The sequence below is a fragment of the Palleronia pontilimi genome (assembly GCF_016412875.1).
Taxonomy (GTDB): Bacteria; Pseudomonadota; Alphaproteobacteria; order Rhodobacterales; family Rhodobacteraceae; genus Palleronia; species Palleronia pontilimi.
In genome coordinates, this window is sequence record NZ_JAEKPD010000024.1 from 33205 (window position 1) to 49324 (window position 16120).

Consider the following 16120-nt stretch of genomic DNA (forward strand, 5'->3'; position numbering starts at 1 on the left):
GACATGGCACGTGCGCAAGGCGCGCGGGCGCAGATGGCGCTCGGATTCGAGACAGTTTACGGCACCCCGCCAGTCAGTGGGTTCACCAAAATGCCCTTCGCCAGCACGTCGCTGGGATCGGAACAGCCGCTGCTGAACAGCGAACTCTTGGGCTATGGCCGCGATCCTTTGGCCCCGATCAAGGACTCGGTGACGGCGGACGGCGATGTCGTCGTGCCGATCGATGCCAAGGCCTTCGGGTTCTGGCTGAAGGCGGCCTTCGGCGATCCCTCGACCACGGGTGCTGCGGCACCCTATTCCCATAAGTTCCAGTCCGGATCCTGGACGCTGCCATCAATGTCGATCGAAACCGGCATGCCCGAGGTGCCGCGCTTTGCGATGTATTCCGGCTGCGTGCTGGATCAGCTGTCCTGGCAGGTGCAACGCTCAGGCCTGCTTACCGCCACCGCCCGGCTGGTGGCGCAGGGCGAGACCATTGCCACATTGAGCGGCGCGGGCACGCCTGCTGATCTGGCCCTGCAGCGCTTCGGCCATTTCAACGGCGCTATCAGCCGGAATGGCTCTGCGCTGGGCAATGTGGTGTCAGCGGAAATCACCTATGCCAACAATCTTGACCGGATCGAAACCATTCGCAGCGACGGCAAGATCGACGGGGCAGACCCGTCCATCGCAGCCCTCACAGGGCGGATCGAGGTCCGCTTCGCCGACAGCACGCTTGTGACCCAGGCGATCAACGGCGATCCCTGCGAGATCAGCTTCGCCTATGTCCTGCCATCGGGCGAGAGCTTCACCTTCACCGTGCACGCCGTCTACCTGCCACGCCCCCGGATCGAGATTTCCGGGCCGCAGGGCGTGCAGGCGACATTCGACTGGCAGGCCGCGAAAGCCGCCAGCCCCGCCCGCATGTGCACCGCAACCCTGATCAACGATATCGAGGGCTACTGATGATCCGACTGAACCTGACCGCCGCCCCTGAATGGCTGGAGCTTGCCCCCGGCCTGCGCCTGCAGGTCGCCCCGCTGACCACCGCGTTGATGGTGTCTGCCCGCGCCGATGCCACCCTCGAGGCCTTGCCCGAAGATGCCAGCCAGGAAGAGCTGGCGCTCGTCATGGCCAAGTCCGTCGCCCGCCGCGCTATTCTGGATTGGGACGGCGTGGGGGATGCCATGGGCACAATTGTGCACGTGTCACCGGACGGCATCGACGCCCTTCTGGAAATCTGGCCGATCTTTGAGGCGTTCCAGACTCAATATGTCGCGCGCGGCCTGCTGCTGGATCAGGAAAAAAACGCCTCCGCGCCCTCGCCGAGTGGTCCTTCGGCGGGGGCGACAGCTATTGCACGGCCTGCGAAGGGCGCTGCGCCGACTGCCCGGCCAGACTGAACCAGCCCCAAACGCAAGACGGCTGGCAGGTCTGGGACCTCGTCGGCCGTCTTGGCGGTCAGCTGCGGGTTACCCACGGTGCAGTGCTGGGCTGGGATATGGGTGCTGCCATCGCTTTGGCCCAAGCGCTGGGCATCGACACCCTGATCGCCGCTGAACTTCTGCCCGGGATCGAGGCGGTGATGGTACGCAAACTCAACGAACAGATGGAAGGAAGCCGCGATGGCTGAGAAAAGGGTCTCTGTCCGCCTTGTGGCGACCGGCGGCCGCCAGGTGCGCGCCGAGCTGGAAGGCGTCGGTGAGGCCGGGGCGCGCGGGTTCGGACGTCTGTCGCGCGAGATGGACCTGGCCAATACACGCGTTGCCGCATTTGCCCGCCGCGCCACGCTGGCAGCCGCTGCCGCCACGGCTGCACTGGCCGCAGCCGGGGCCGCTATGATCAGGTCCGGGCTCCAGACCGTCGATGCGCAGGCCAAGCTGGCGCAATCGCTCGGGACGACCGTCGCCTCGATCCAGACGCTGGAGCGTGCGGGCGAGTTGGCGGGCGTATCGATGTCCGGCATCGAACAGGCGACCAAGGATCTGACGCGGCGGCTGAGCCAGGCGGCCGACGGGACTGGCCCTGCGGCAGACGCGTTGAACCGGCTCGGGTTGTCGGCCAAGGAGCTGACCACCCTGCCGCTGGACCAGCGTGTCGGGGCGATCAACGCCGCCATCGCGGATTTCGTGCCTGTCGCCGAACGCGCTGCCGTCGCGGGGCAGCTCTTCGGCGAGGAAGGCTCCATCGCCATGTCCCGGATTGATACAGCGACCCTGCGCCAAGCGACAGAGGACGTGCTTGCCTTCGGGGTGGTGGTCTCCGAGCAGGACGCTGACCAGATCGAACGCACCAATGATGCGATTTCGCGGCTGGGGCTGATCTGGCGCGGCGTCTCGAACCAGCTCGCAGTCGCGGCCGCTCCGGCACTGGAGGCCGTGGCCAATGCGCTGGCCAGCGTCGCGCGCACCACCGGGCCGGTGGGCATCGCGATCAAGGCACTCTTTGACAACATCGGGCGGCTGACCACTTATGCCGCGACGTTCGCAGGCATCATGGCCGGGCGCTGGGTGGCGGGCATGGCAGCAGCCGCCCTGTCGGTACGCGGGGTCGCCACGGCACTGGTTGTTCTGCGCGGGGCGCTAATACGAACCGGTATCGGGGCGCTGATCGTTGGCGCTGGCGAGCTGGTCTATCAGTTCTCGCAGCTGGTTTCCCGGGTTGGCGGCGTCGGTGAGGCGTTCCAGCTGCTGGGCGATCTGGCAAAGGAGGTGTGGTCCCGAATGGAGCTGGGGCTGGATGCCGCCTTTGCCAACATGTCGGCCGGTTGGGAGAACCTGAAGGCGTCCGGACTTTCGGCGCTGGAAGGCACCATCGCGGGCGTGGTCAGTTTCGGCAACCGGACAGCGGCGATTTTCCAGGGGGCCTATGATGCCTCCCTGGCGATCTGGCGCAGTCTGCCCGGTGCCATCGGTGACTTCGCATTCCAGGCGGCGAACGGGCTGATCTCGGGCGTCGAGGCGATGCTGAACGGCGTCGTCACCCGCATCAACACTTTCATCTACGGGTTGAATGCGGCGCTGGCGCTGCTGCCGGAATGGGCAACGGGTGAGGGCGGCGTGCGGATCGGCGCGCTGGACCCGGTAGACCTGGCGCGGATCGGCAACCCCTTCGAAGGTGCAGCAACCGCAGCGGGTGCCGCCGCAGCCGATGCTTTCTCTGCCGCCCTGTCACGCAGCTATCTTGAACCGCCAGACCTTGGCCTTGGCACGATGGCCGAGGATGCGCTCGGCCGGGCCGACGGCTACGCGCAAGCGGCGGGCATGCTGGCAGATGCCGCAGGTCGGCCGCTCGCCAGTTGGCAGGCGCTACGTGATGCGGTGACCGGCGCGGGGACTGAAGCAGATACCGCACTGGCCGATGCTGCCAGTTCTGCCGATGCGCTGGCAGCGGGGCTGAACGACACGAGCATCGCTGCCGATGGCGCGGGCGGTGCCGCACGCAATGCCGGTGCGGCAGCGGCTGCCAGTGCCGAAACAGCAGCAACCGGATGGGCTGCGGTAACCGCGTCGCTCGCCGACTATGCCGCCAGGGCCCGCGATATTGGTGGCGATATCGGCCAGACATTGGTCGGGGCCTTCCAAAGCGCCGAGAACGCGGTGGCCACCTTCGTCAAATCCGGCAAGCTGGATTTTCGCGACCTCGTCACCTCCATGATTGCCGATCTGGCCAAACTGGCCGCGCGGCGGTTCATCCTTGGTCCCATCGCCAATGCCCTCTCGGGCGCGCTGGGCGGTGCGGGCGGGTTGTTCGCGGATATCCTGCACACAGGCGGCGTTGTCGGATCGGCGGGCCCGGGCCGCATGGTGCCATCGATGGCCTTCGCAGACGCACCACGTATGCATTCCGGTGGCTGGGCGGGTCTCCGGCCAGACGAGGTTCCGGCGATCCTGCAACGAGGTGAGCGCGTCCTTTCCCGTCGCGAGGCCGCTGGTTATGGCCAGGGACAGTCCTCCACGCCCGCCGTCAACGTGACCATCCTGGCCCGTGACGCCGATAGTTTCCGCCAATCCCGTACACAAGTCGCGGCCGATATCGCCCGGGCGGTATCCCTCGGGCGGAGGGGCATGTGATGGCGTTTCACGAGGTGCGATTTCCCGACAACATCAGTCGCGGCGCACGCGGAGGGCCTGAACGGCGCACCCAGATCGTCGAGCTGGCGAGCGGCGACGAGGAACGCAATGCCAGCTGGGCAAACAGTCGCCGCCGTTATGATGTCGCCTACGGCATCCGCCGTGCGGACGATCTGGCGGAAGTCGTGGCCTTCTTCGAGGCGCGCAAAGGGCGGCTCCACGGATTTCGCTACAAGGACTGGGCCGATTACAAATCCAGCCTGCCATCGCAACCCGCGACCCCGACCGATCAACTCATCGGCACCGGCGACGGTGCTGTCACCAGTTTTGCATTGCTGAAGCAGTACAGCTCCGGTGCCCAAAGCTGGACCCGCACGATCGCAAAGCCCGTTGCGGGCAGCGTGCGAGTCGCGCTGGGCGGGGTCGAACAGATGTCGGGCTGGGGCGTCGACACCACCACCGGCGTCGTTAGTTTCGACACCGCCCCCGGCGCAGGAATGGTGATCACCGCTGGCTTCGAATTCGACGTACCCGTCCGCTTCGACACCGACACGCTCGACGTCACCCTCGATATCGAACGGCTTGGATCCATCACATCCATCCCGCTGCTGGAGATCCGCAGATGAACGAAGAGACCCGCTTTCTGGCTGCGGTGTTGCGCGATCTGGCGGCGTCCACGGCCGTCATTCTCGCCGCCTGGGGCGCGCTGGGCGGCGCAACAAACGCGCTGACAACAAGGATGCGCCTGCGCGACGCGCTGCGCCACATCCTGCTCGGCGGGTTGATTGCAGCCGGAATGGGCAGCCTGTCGATGGCGGTCATCACCGCCTGGCTCGGCCTGCCGCCCGAGGCGATCCCGGCAGGCGGGGCCGCTGGATCGGCGGCCTATCTTGTAGGCGTCTTCGGCCCGGCCTTTATCGAAATCGTCCTCGTCCGGATGCGCCACACGAAAGGCGGCGACGACGATGCATGACCTCATCCGCCTTGCGCGCATCCTGCGCAGCGACGCTGCCGATCCGGGCCAGACCTTCAACCACCGCATCCGCATCGGCATTATTGTTGCGGCCCTGATCTTGCTTCTCTCACTTCTCGGGTAAAACCATGCAGATGACAGACCGGGGCCTTCTGGCCCTCGCCCGGCACGAAGGTCTCGTGCCCGGGCCCTATCGGGACGTGAAAAACGTCTGGACCTTCGGCATCGGCCATACCGTCGCCGCCGGGCCGCCTGATCCGATCAGTATGCCGCGCGGGATGCCCGCCGATCTCGATGCTGCGATCCGGGAGGCATTCCGGCTGTTCCGCAGCGACATTCAGACTTGCGAGGCCGAAGTGCGGCGGGCCGTGAAGGTCCAATTGGCACCGCATGAATTCGATGCGCTGGTCAGCTTTCACTACAACACCGGCGGTATCGCGCGTGCCATGCTGACCCGCCATCTGATCGCAGGCGACCGCGAGGCGGCTGCGCAGGCCTTCATGGGATGGAGCAAGCCCGCCGCGATCATTCCGCGCCGCGAGGCGGAACGCGATCTGTTTCGGGATGGCAGCTATCCGGGTGGGACGATCCCGGTCTGGGCGGTGGACCGATCGGGACGCGTCGACTTCTCCCGACCCGTTCGACGCCTGAGCGAAGATCAGGCGCTGGCGCTGTTGCGCCCGGCCTTCACGCCACCGCCACTCATTATCCCATCCACGCCAGCCAGAGAGACCAGCTGGCTCGCTCGGCTGAGCACCCTTCTTTCTGTACTGATCCGGAGGACCTGATCCCATGCGCTATATCCGTCCCAATTCCCTGACCTGGTGGTCGGGGTGTCTCGCCGCTCTTACCGGCGTGGCATCTATCCTGCTGCCCGCCACCGGCTCACTTGCCGAGCTGTCTCGTCTGGTCGCGCTGCTGGCGGGCTCTGGCGATGCATCCCCGGCCGGGCTGATGTTCCTCGGGCTTGGCCTGATCGGCCTGCGCGACCGGCTCGAGCGCGGGTTTCAGGGCGATGCTTGAGTTCCTCGCAGGTCTGGTCATGGGCGGCTGCCTTGGCGTGCTGATCGTCGCCCTCTGCGTCGCGGCGGCACGCGGGGAGCGGAACGATGGCTGAGCTCCTGATCTGGCTGATCGCGGCTCTGGGTGCGGTCGGGGGCGTCGTCCTTGGCCGCCTGCTGGGGCGCGCGGAAGGCAAACGCACTGGACGAGAGGAGGCCCATCAAGATGCACGAAGCGATCAGATTGACCGGATGGACGCCGGACGCAAGGCGGTTCGCGACGGGCGCGATGCTGGCGCTCCTGCTGACAGGCTGCGCGACAACGACAATGCCTGGTGATGCTGGCTGCGCCTCCTACGGCGAAGCGCGGCTGGCCCGGCCTGCTGCCGAGACCGTCGCAGAGGTGCCGAGCGGTTGGGCGAACTGGATCGCCGATCTCGACGACCGCATGACGGGAACCTGCCGATGAAATCCCTCTCCCCCGAACTTCAAGCCCATCTCGACGATGGCACCACCACGCTCGCCTGGTGCTGGCGGATTTCGCGGGCGGACGGCGCGAGTTTCGGTTTCACCGACCACGACCGGACGCTCAGCTTCGATGGCACCAACTTCGAGCCGGAAAGCGGGCTGACCGCCTCCGAGGTTCGCTCGGGATCTGATCTGTCGGTCGATGCACAGGACGCCGAAGGTGTGCTTACCTCTGACCGCATCACCGAGACCGACATCCTGGACGGCCGCTGGGACAATGCCGAGGTCGAGGTCTGGCGGGTGAACTGGGCGGACACGGGCCAGCGGGTGCTGATGCGGCGCGGCGCGATTGGCCAGATCCGGCGCGGGCGGCTCGCCTTCGTCGCCGAGGTGCGCTCGCTCGCGCACGTGCTGGGCCAGACTGTGGGGCGGAACTTCCAGGCGACTTGCGACGCGGCACTCGGGGATGCCCGCTGCGGCGTCGATCTTGAAGATCCCGCCTTCAAGGGCACGGGCGCTGCCATCGATCCCTTGCGTGATCGGGCCTTTACCGCCTCGGGACTCGGCAGTTTTACCTCTGGCTGGTTCACCTTCGGCACGGTCGAATGGATCGGTGGCGCAAATGTGGGGCGGCGGGCAGAGATCATCGCACATGACCTGACTGACGGCATCGCAGTGCTGACGCTGCTCGAAGCGCCGGTGCGTTCCATCGCAGGCGGTGACGCTTTCACCATCCGTGCTGGCTGCGACAAGCGCATTGAGACCTGTGGCACGAAGTTCGCCAATACCGCCAACTTTCGTGGCTTCCCGCACATCCCCGGCCAGGATGCTGTGCTGCGTTACGCCACAAAGGACGGCGGGCACGAGGGGTCCGTGCTGTGAATGCCGACCCCGATCGCGTCATCACCGCAGCGCGGTCATGGCTGGGCACGCCGTATCACGACCAGGCCAGTCTCCGGTGCGTCGGCTGCGACTGCCTCGGGCTCGCGCGCGGGATATGGCGCGAGGTGGTCGGGCCAGAGCCGTTCCCGATCCCGCCTTACAGCCGCGACTGGGGCGAGACCGGCCCGTGTGAGGTTTTGGCAGAGGGCGCGCGTAGGATGATGCCGGAAATCGCACCTTCTGAGGCTGGCCCGGGCGCGCTGGTACTCTTTCGCATGATGCCGCGCGCCATCGCCAAGCATGTCGGGATCCTGATCGGGCCCGACAATTTCCTCCACGCCTATGAGCGCCTCGGCGTGATCGAGGAACCGCTCACACCATCCTGGCGGCGGCGTATCGCCTTCGCCTTCCTGTTTCCGCAACGCTGAGATCCCCACATGGCAACCCTCGTTCTCGGTGCAGCAGGTGCCGCCATTGGCGGCAGTATCGGCGGCGCAATCCTCGGCGTCAGTGCCGCCACAATTGGTGGCTTCATCGGCTCCACCATCGGATCGGTCGTCGACAGCTGGATCATCTCGTCGCTCGCGCCGACCCAGCGGATCGAAGGCGCGCGACTGGACAACCTGCGCATCACCTCGGCCACTGAAGGGGCAGTGATTCCGCGCCTCTATGGCCGCATGCGGATTGGCGGCAACATCATCTGGGCGACGGATTTTCGCGAGGAGACAAAGACCACGACGCAGGGCGGCGGCAAGGGCGGCGGGGGTGGCGGCAAGGTCAAAACCACCGAATACTTCTACTATGCGAGTTTCGCGGTAGCGCTCTGCGAGGGCCCGATCACGGGCATTGGCCGCATCTGGGCCGACGGCAAGCTACTCGATACCGCCGGGATCACCTGGCGCTGGTATCCGGGCGACGAAAACCAGGCGGCCGATCCGTTCATTTCGGCGAAGATGGGCGCGGCCAACACGCCCGCCTATCGCGGCACGGCCTATGTCGTTTTCGAGGACCTGCCGCTCGGGAACTACGGCAACCGTATCCCGCAACTGAGTCTTGAGGTCTTCCGCCCACTCGCCGATCCGGACACGGCGGAGGGCAACGTGAGGGCCGTCACCATGATCCCGGCATCCGGCGAATTCGCCTATGCCACGCAGGGCATCCGGAAGGGCGGTGGCGGGTCGTCGGAGCCCGAGAACCTCAACGCGTTGACCGATACCGCTGACATGGTGTTGGCGCTGGACCGATTGCAAGCCATGACTCCGAAGGTCGAGAGCGTGTCGCTGGTGGTTGCCTGGTTCGGTGATGATCTGCGTGCAGGCAATTGCAAGGTGCGGCCCGGGGTCGAGGTCACCGCCAAATCGACCACGCCGTCGGCATGGTCCGTGAATGGCGTCAGCCGGGCCAATGCCTTTCTGGTCAGCCGCGATGATCAGGATCGCCCTGTCTATGGTGGCACGCCCGCCGATTTCGCCGTGGTGCAGGCAATTCAGGAGATGAAGGCGCGTGGACTGCGCGTCACCTTCTATCCCTTCATCCTGATGGACGTGCCGCCTAGCAATACGCTGCCGAACCCCTATACCGACAACGCCGCGGAGACGGGCCAGCCCGCTTTTCCATGGCGGGGGCGGATCACTTGTTCTCCGGCTGCGGGATATGCCGGGACGGTGGACAAGTCCGCCACGGCCGCCTCGCAGGTGTCCGCACTGTTCGGCACGGCGACGCCCGCCAGCTTCAGTGTCTCGGGTCAGTCGGTTTCGTGGACCGGCGCGGCAGGCGACTGGGGTCTCCGCCGCATGGTGTTGCACTATGCCCATCTCTGCGAAGCGGCGGGCGGCGTCGATGCGTTCCTGATCGGAACCGAGATGCCGGGACTGACGACGATCCGCTCGGGTGCCAGCACCTATCCGGCGGTGCAGGCGTATCAGGACCTGCTCGCGGATGTCCGCTCCGTCCTCGGGTCGGGCACAAAGATCGGCTATGCGGCCGACTGGAGCGAGTATTTCGGACACCAGCCGGGCGACGGCAGCGGCGACGTGTTCTTTTACCTCGATCCGCTCTGGGCCGATCCGGAGATCGATTTCATAGGCATCGACAACTACATGCCGCTGTCGGATTGGCGCGACGGGTTCGAGCATGCAGATGCGGCCGAGGGTTGGCCCGCAATCTACGATCGCGCTTACCTGCAAGCGAACATCGCGGGCGGCGAAGGCTTCGACTGGTTCTATGCCAGCCCTGCCGACCGGTCCGCGCAGGTGCGCACGCAGATCACCGATGGCGCGGCCAGCAAGCCATGGGTCTTCCGCTACAAGGATCTGCGCGCCTGGTGGTCGAACCAGCACTATGACCGCCCGGGCGGAGTGGAGAGCGGGACGCCGACGGCATGGGTGCCGCAGTCCAAGCCGATCTGGTTCACCGAGCTGGGCTGTCCTGCCATCGACCGGGGCACCAACCAGCCCAACGTCTTCTTCGACCTGAAGTCGTCCGAGAGCTTCACGCCGCATTTCTCGCGGGGCTGGCGCGATGACGCCATCCAGCGCGCCTATCTCGAGGCGACCTACCTCTGGTGGGGCACCCCGACGAACAACCCGCTGTCCGAAGTTTACGGCGGCCGAATGGTGCACGTGCCCGAATGCGCCGCCTGGACCTGGGACGCGCGGCCGTATCCGTTCTTTCCGGCACTTACAGACGTCTGGACCGATGGCGCGAACTGGCGGCTCGGTCACTGGCTGACGGGGCGGCTCGGAGCGGTATCGCTGGCCGCACTCGTTCGGCACCTCTGCATGCGGGCGGGGATGCCCGAGTCACGGATTGACGTCTCCGGCCTCTGGGGTGCGGTCGAGGGCTATGCGATTGGTGCGCTCGAAAGCCCGCGCGCCTCGATCACCACGCTGTCGAGGCATTTCGGGTTTGACGCGGTCGAGACCGAGGGCGTGATCCGCTTTGTCATGCGGGGGCGCGCAGCGGTGACCAGTGTGACACATGAAGATCTGGTGGCCGCCCGCGACGGCGACGTTCTGGAACTGACCCGTGCGCAGGAAACCGAACTGCCGCAGGCGCTGAAGTGGCAGGTGGCCCGCGCCGATGAGGATTACGATGCCGCCCTTGTCGAGGCGCGACGCATCACCGTGGACACAACCCGGATTGCCTCGGAGAGCTTTCCGATGGCAGTCCCGCCAGAGGAAGCTGAACGGCGCTGCCGCCGCGCGCTGATGGAAGCCTGGACCGGGCGGGAAACGGCGGCGTTTCGCCTGCCTCCCTCACGGCTGGCGCTGGATCCGGCGGATGTTGTGACTCTGGCCCATGACGGGCGCCAAGTTCCGCTCCGGCTGGTCTCCATCGCCGACGCAGAGGCGCGTGGCATGGAGGCCGTTCGTCAGGACCGGGAAGCCCACGACCTTCCGCCCGGATCGCCAAGACCGTCCTCACTCTCGAAGGCCGTAGTGTTCGGCGAACCCGAAGTGCTTCTGATGGACCTGCCACAGCTGACCGAGGATCAGCCCGCGCATCGGCCGTTCATCGCTGCCCATGCCACTCCCTGGCCGGGCGAGATGGCGGTGTTCCGCAGCCCATCGACGGACGGGTTTGAGCTACTGATGACATTTGGCGGCCGCGCCCGGATCGGGACGCTGGTCTCGGATTTCTATTCAGGCCCGACCTCGCGCTTCGATCTCGGCAATGCGCTGGTGATCGATCTGCTCTCCGGCACGTTAGAAAGCATCACCGACCTGACGCTGCTCGGCGGTGCAAATGCGCTCGCCATCGAGACCGCGTCAGGTGGCTGGGAAATTGTCCAGGCGGGCACAGCAGAGCTTATTGCACCGGGCCGCTATCAACTTACGCGGCTCCTGCGCGGCCAGCGCGGCACGGAAGCAGCTATGGCAAATCCAGCTGTGGCGGGCGCGAGGGTGGTGGTGTTGGACGAGGCGCTGGCTTCATTGCCAATCGCAGAGGCCGATCTCGGCTTGCCGTGGAACTGGCGCATTGGCCCGGCAAGCCGCTCTGTCAGCGACGAGACCTACGTGGCGCGCGCCTTCACACCGGTAGGCGTGGGTCTGCAGCCATTCTCGGTGGCTCATGTCGAACAGCCATGGCGCAGGCCGCGCAAGCCCGGCGATCTGACGATCCGCTGGACACGGAGGTCCCGTGCCCTCGCGGCCGACAACTGGGGTGCCGTCGAGGTGCCGCTCTTCGAGGAGGTCGAAGCCTATGAGGTCGAAATCCTCGATGGTGCCACGGTGAAGCGGGTACTGACCGTCTCCACGACCAGTGCGACTTACACGGCCGCCCAGCAAATGGCCGATTTGGGTGCGCTGCTCACGCCCGGCGACACGCTGACAGTCCGCATCTCCCAGCTCTCCGCCCTGATCGGGCGGGGTACGGCCAAAACTGTCACGCTCACCTTCTGAAAGGACCACCATGTCCGACGCCACGACCAACTTGGCTCTGCCATACATCCTGGCGGCGCAGGCCCAGAAGCATGTCACCCACAACGAGGCCCTGCGGCTTCTCGACGGGCTCGTGCAACTCTCCGTCCTCGACCGCGACATGACCGTGCCGCCCGGGAGCCCCGCCGATGGCGACCGCTACATCGTCGGCTCGGGCGCCACCGGCGACTGGGTGGGCTGGGACATGAACGTGGCGCTGTTCACGGATGGGACCTGGCTGCGCCTGCCGCCCCGGGCGGGCTGGCGTGCATGGGTTGAGAACGAGGGGCTGCTGCTGGTCTACGATGGCGCGGGTTGGATTGGCACCACGCCGACAGATCTGCAGAACCTTGCGCTGCTCGGACTCGGCACGACAGCCGATGCCGCCAACCCGTTCTCTGCCAAGTTGAACGCGGCGCTCTGGACCGCGAAGACCGTGGCCGAAGGCGGGACCGGCGATCTGTTCTATACCATGAACAAGGAGGCCGCAGGCGACGATCTCGGGCTGACCCTCCAGACCGGCTTCGTGACCAAGGCGCTGGTCGGCCTCTTCGGCTCGGACCGCTTCCGGCTGGCAGTCTCCGCCGACGGCAGCACCTTCTTCGACGGGCTGAGCGTCGACAACGCCAACGGCATCGTCGACCAGCCCCGGCTGCCGCGCTTCAAGGCGTACACCAACTTCGACAACTATGTCGGCGTCGGGACCTGGACGAAGATCGCCCTCAACAACACCGACTACAACGATCAGAGCGCGTTCGACGCCGCGAACAACCACTTCGTCGCCCCGGTCGACGGCACCTACCTGTTCGGTGCGACGCTCCTCTACAAGATCAACGCCAGCGCCACGGCCCGCATGCGCGGGCGGCTCGTCCTGAACGGCACGACGGAAATCCGCGGCTCCCTCGGGGAAATCTCCGCCACCCACGTCTCGCTCGCCACCGCGATCTGGCTTCAGACCATGGTGCCGCTGACCGCGGGCGACACCGTCGAGCTGCAGGGGTATTTCCGGGTGGCGGACGGCTATTTCGCCGCCGATCACACGTCCTTCTGGGGCTGCAAAGTCGGTTGAAGCACGCGAGGTCTGTGCAGGCCATCGACATAGGCGGGAGATGTTTAAAGGAGGCGCGGCTCGGAAGCCGCAGGATCCCGCGATAGCCGCCGTTGCGAAATTGCGAAGCCACGGGCGTCGTCACCGACGCGATTGGCCTGGAGCAGAGTTTGGTCCTCGTCGCAACGAATGGCAGTAAGGGGTGGCTAATCGCTCAAATATTTCGAAAACGCTACAGCAGTCTCATGAAACTTATGTCGGCCAATCGTCTGGTAACTTGATTTTTCAATCCACTTCAAAGACCCTAGTTTGAGGGGATGTGATTCGAGTAGGGGCTTTTCTAACATTTTTGCAGTTGGCCAGCGGCGGCTTGGCAAACTAAATTTTTTTTTGCGCGACTGAAATTAAGCGTTCTGTTTGCGCGGTTTTTTGAGGATAATATTGATGGCACTGTCACCAAACGTTTCATACAGCGGCAACGTTGGCATTTCGAGTGACGCGACAAGCGGATCCTTGACCGGCGGCGGCACAATCGATGTGCAGGTACCCGAGGGTTCTACTATTATTCAGGCGTTTCTCTACGCGACGACCTTTACAGGCGAACAGGACATCGCCGTCACACTGACCGGCGGAGAGTCGTCTCAGGTTGTGGACGATTTCGTCAGCCTCGGAACAAATGACGCTGCATTGCAGCTGACTGCTTACCGCTCTGACGTGACCGCCTTGGTAGGAGAGGTTGTTGGGGACGGAGATCTCGAACGGTTCATGTTTGAAACGAGCCAGCTTTCCGGTTCGGCGATCGATGGTTTCGCTCTTGTTGTTATCTATGAGAACCCGGACCTCGAGGTCGGAACGGTTGCGATACTGGATGGCTTCAGCGATACCAGCGGTGACAGTTTTTCCATTCAGTTTGATGAAGCCATCACCGATCCGGATGCGGACACATTCCGAGCTGAGTTATCGCTCGGAATTGGCTTTGGCTTTCAACCATCAACCCAAAGTTCTGTAGTCACGGTGAACGGTGAACTTCTGACAACGTCCGCTGGCGGTCAGGACGATGGAGCGAATGGCAACGGCGGACTGATAACAATTGGCGGCCTCGACGACGATCCAACGAACCCGGACCCTAATGCCGGATCATCTGTTCAGCCCACTTTCGATGATGAACTGTATGATCTTACGGAATTTGTGGAAGCTGGCGACACATCGATCCAAGTCACCACGAACAACCCCTCCCGTGACGACAACATCTTTTTTGCCGCGCTGATTACGAATCCACCAACGCGTGTGGTGACGGAGGCACCTTCAGTTGTCGCGGACAACTATGAAACTGCTTTCGAAACCCAGATTGTCATCGCGGTTGAGAATGGCATCCTTTCAAATGACACCGACGATGGCTTTATCGTCGGAGCCTTGCTTGAAACTGATGTACCCGCATCAGATGGAGTGCTCGAACTCGCATCCGATGGATCCTTCGTCTTCACTCCGGCGGGGAGCTTCGTCGGCGAAACCAGTTTCAAGTATCGCGCCCAAGATAATGATGGGCGAGTTTCCTTTGCCCAGACTGTCACTATAAATGTAGCCGAAGGTATGGAAGAACCATCCTTTGACTTCAACGTGCTTACGGCTATGCAACTTTCGGCTGCTGTATATGCACCAATTGAGCAAAATCGTGATCCTGAAACAGCACCCGACCTAATCGATCTTGGAAATCCTGCAGATATTGCCACTCGTGAAGCTCAAGCTAACATCTATAACGCGCTTTTTGACGGTTCCACCGACTTAGAAGTGCTTGGCGATTATACTACGCTTACTGATAACAATGGGTTTTTCGTCAACCAGAATGCTGCAGCGTTGGTGGCAACCACTGACGATGCGCTCATCATTTCTTTCAGGGGAACTAACGATAATGAGAGTACTTTTAACAATGTCGGAGAGACCCTATTTGGCATTGATGCGAATGTTCGCGGATCGCAATTCACTGGGCCTTTCGCCGCATGGAACGCAATCCAAAATGCAAACGGGAAAGGCAAAGGATTAGAAAAAATCCGTGACAGTGCAGTGGAAAGGGGCCTGCCGGAAGAGATTGATTCACCTGATGTTGAGGACTGGTTCGATCTGACAAGCCATTTTCGCCTCTTTGACGATCTAATCGCGTCAATCCCTACCATATTGGACGAATATGGACTTAGCCAAGTGTACTTTTCTGGCCATAGTCTTGGCGGGGGCATGGTGCAATATGCCATGGATGCATTCGGTGATGATGATCACGGTGCGACGTACGATGCGTTTGCGTTCGCCCCCTCTGGCGTGGATGACGACGCCATCTCAACCGACGATTCCCGGATCCTAAACATCACTTTTGAGAACGATCCCATCCGTTGGTCTAGCCTAGGAACTGAGCAGCGCGGGGACATACTTCGACTGTTTTCTGATGACACAGGCGGGCATGAAACCAATCTCTATTTAGAGGCAGCCAGAGCTCTTTTTGACGCTGGGCTTCGTTCAAAAGATGATTTTGCGAACGGAGAAGGTGATAAACTGGATGCCGTAAGCCTGCGAGTTGGGAACCCAGACGATGCAGAAATTGAGCTCTTCAATATTGTGTTGAACCAAGCGGCCATTGGAACGGATGGGAATGACGAGATCGACGTCAATACGATCGACCGTCCTTCGCTTATAGCTGGTTTAGGTGGAGACGATGAGATCGATCTATTCCAGGCTATTCAAGCTGACACGCTGATTTTCCGTGATGGGGACGGTCATGACACGGTTCTCAGATTCGATCCGACTGAAGATCGCATTGAACTAATTGGCTTCCAGGATCCAACCAATTATCAAGTTGTTATAATCGACGGCGGCCTTTTCTTTGATGATGTAGCTACAATCACATGGAATAGTGAAACATCTATAGAATTCCGTGGCATAAATGGCGATGATTTCACACCCGATGCCGTCGATAACTTCTTGTTTATTGCAGATGAAGGTCTGTTTATTGCTTAGTAAATGGGATTGAAGCTTAATCCATTCGCCTTGTAATGCCAGACGATGGAGCAAATCATCTAGATATTGGTTGTTGGCCATTGTGAATGAAGTGCTTGCAGAGTCTTGGCAAGAATGTCGTAAAAGGGATTGAGCGGGCGGACCCGCAAAGAGGTTGGAATACATTGCGGTTGTCTCCCTCTTCGTATTTCAGTGATGCACATCCGCTGCAGAGAAGGCCCGCTTCCCACTGACCTTCCCCCGCGGTTAGGGCCGGTTTGATCTGGAAT

At 62.9% G+C, this 16120-nt stretch carries 16 protein-coding genes; all 16 read left to right on the forward strand.

Annotated elements, in window-relative coordinates; genetic code table 11:
* Positions 1–3 precede the first annotated feature (3 nt).
* Entirely contained in the window at positions 4–945 is a 942-nt protein-coding gene (locus tag ILP92_RS16850) for a phage tail tube protein (RefSeq protein WP_198917582.1), read from the forward strand.
* On the forward strand, positions 945–1382 hold the full coding sequence (locus ILP92_RS16855; RefSeq protein WP_198917583.1) for a hypothetical protein: 438 nt from the start codon (positions 945–947) through the stop codon (positions 1380–1382). The genes ILP92_RS16850 and ILP92_RS16855 overlap by 1 nt, the downstream gene beginning before the upstream one ends.
* Before the next feature lie 83 nt (positions 1383–1465).
* Positions 1466–1612: a DUF7697 family protein gene (locus ILP92_RS18760; RefSeq protein ID WP_438361563.1), complete on the forward strand. Its 147-nt coding sequence runs from the start codon at positions 1466–1468 to the stop codon at positions 1610–1612.
* Entirely contained in the window at positions 1605–4052 is a 2448-nt protein-coding gene (locus ILP92_RS16860) for a phage tail tape measure C-terminal domain-containing protein (RefSeq protein WP_198917584.1), read from the forward strand. Before ILP92_RS18760 ends, ILP92_RS16860 begins: the two co-directional genes overlap by 8 nt.
* The gene (locus ILP92_RS16865; RefSeq protein WP_198917585.1) at positions 4052–4678 is read left to right on the forward strand and encodes a DUF2460 domain-containing protein; all 627 of its coding nucleotides are present in this window, start codon (positions 4052–4054) and stop codon (positions 4676–4678) included. Before ILP92_RS16860 ends, ILP92_RS16865 begins: the two co-directional genes overlap by 1 nt.
* Entirely contained in the window at positions 4675–5025 is a 351-nt protein-coding gene (locus ILP92_RS16870; RefSeq protein ID WP_198917586.1) for a Clp protease/crotonase-like domain-containing protein, read from the forward strand. Before ILP92_RS16865 ends, ILP92_RS16870 begins: the two co-directional genes overlap by 4 nt.
* Positions 5018–5149, forward strand: coding sequence for a hypothetical protein (locus ILP92_RS18765; RefSeq protein ID WP_268968567.1), 132 nt, complete (start codon positions 5018–5020; stop codon positions 5147–5149). The genes ILP92_RS16870 and ILP92_RS18765 overlap by 8 nt, the downstream gene beginning before the upstream one ends.
* 4 nt (positions 5150–5153) lie before the next feature.
* The gene (locus ILP92_RS16875) at positions 5154–5813 is read left to right on the forward strand and encodes a lysozyme (RefSeq protein ID WP_198917587.1); all 660 of its coding nucleotides are present in this window, start codon (positions 5154–5156) and stop codon (positions 5811–5813) included.
* Positions 5814–5817: 4 nt separating this feature from the next.
* A complete protein-coding gene (locus ILP92_RS16880; RefSeq protein ID WP_198917588.1) occupies positions 5818–6048 on the forward strand; it encodes a hypothetical protein in 231 nt (76 codons plus the stop codon).
* Positions 6049–6134: 86 nt separating this feature from the next.
* Complete coding sequence (locus tag ILP92_RS16885) at positions 6135–6365, forward strand: hypothetical protein (protein WP_198917589.1); 231 nt, start codon at positions 6135–6137, stop codon at positions 6363–6365.
* Complete coding sequence (locus tag ILP92_RS16890; RefSeq protein ID WP_198917590.1) at positions 6355–6495, forward strand: hypothetical protein; 141 nt, start codon at positions 6355–6357, stop codon at positions 6493–6495. Before ILP92_RS16885 ends, ILP92_RS16890 begins: the two co-directional genes overlap by 11 nt.
* Complete coding sequence (locus ILP92_RS16895; protein ID WP_198917591.1) at positions 6492–7376, forward strand: phage/gene transfer agent baseplate hub protein; 885 nt, start codon at positions 6492–6494, stop codon at positions 7374–7376. Before ILP92_RS16890 ends, ILP92_RS16895 begins: the two co-directional genes overlap by 4 nt.
* Positions 7373–7804 carry an NlpC/P60 family protein gene (locus tag ILP92_RS16900; protein ID WP_198917592.1) on the forward strand — a complete coding sequence of 144 codons (432 nt, stop codon included), beginning with the start codon at positions 7373–7375 and terminating at the stop codon, positions 7802–7804. The genes ILP92_RS16895 and ILP92_RS16900 overlap by 4 nt, the downstream gene beginning before the upstream one ends.
* Before the next feature lie 9 nt (positions 7805–7813).
* Complete coding sequence (locus ILP92_RS16905; RefSeq protein WP_198917593.1) at positions 7814–11782, forward strand: baseplate multidomain protein megatron; 3969 nt, start codon at positions 7814–7816, stop codon at positions 11780–11782.
* Positions 11783–11792: 10 nt separating this feature from the next.
* A complete protein-coding gene (locus ILP92_RS16910; RefSeq protein ID WP_198917594.1) occupies positions 11793–12869 on the forward strand; it encodes a DUF2793 domain-containing protein in 1077 nt (358 codons plus the stop codon).
* A 423-nt stretch (positions 12870–13292) separates the two neighbouring features.
* Positions 13293–15851: a cadherin-like domain-containing protein gene (locus ILP92_RS16915; RefSeq protein ID WP_198917595.1), complete on the forward strand. Its 2559-nt coding sequence runs from the start codon at positions 13293–13295 to the stop codon at positions 15849–15851.
* Positions 15852–16120 lie beyond the last annotated feature (269 nt).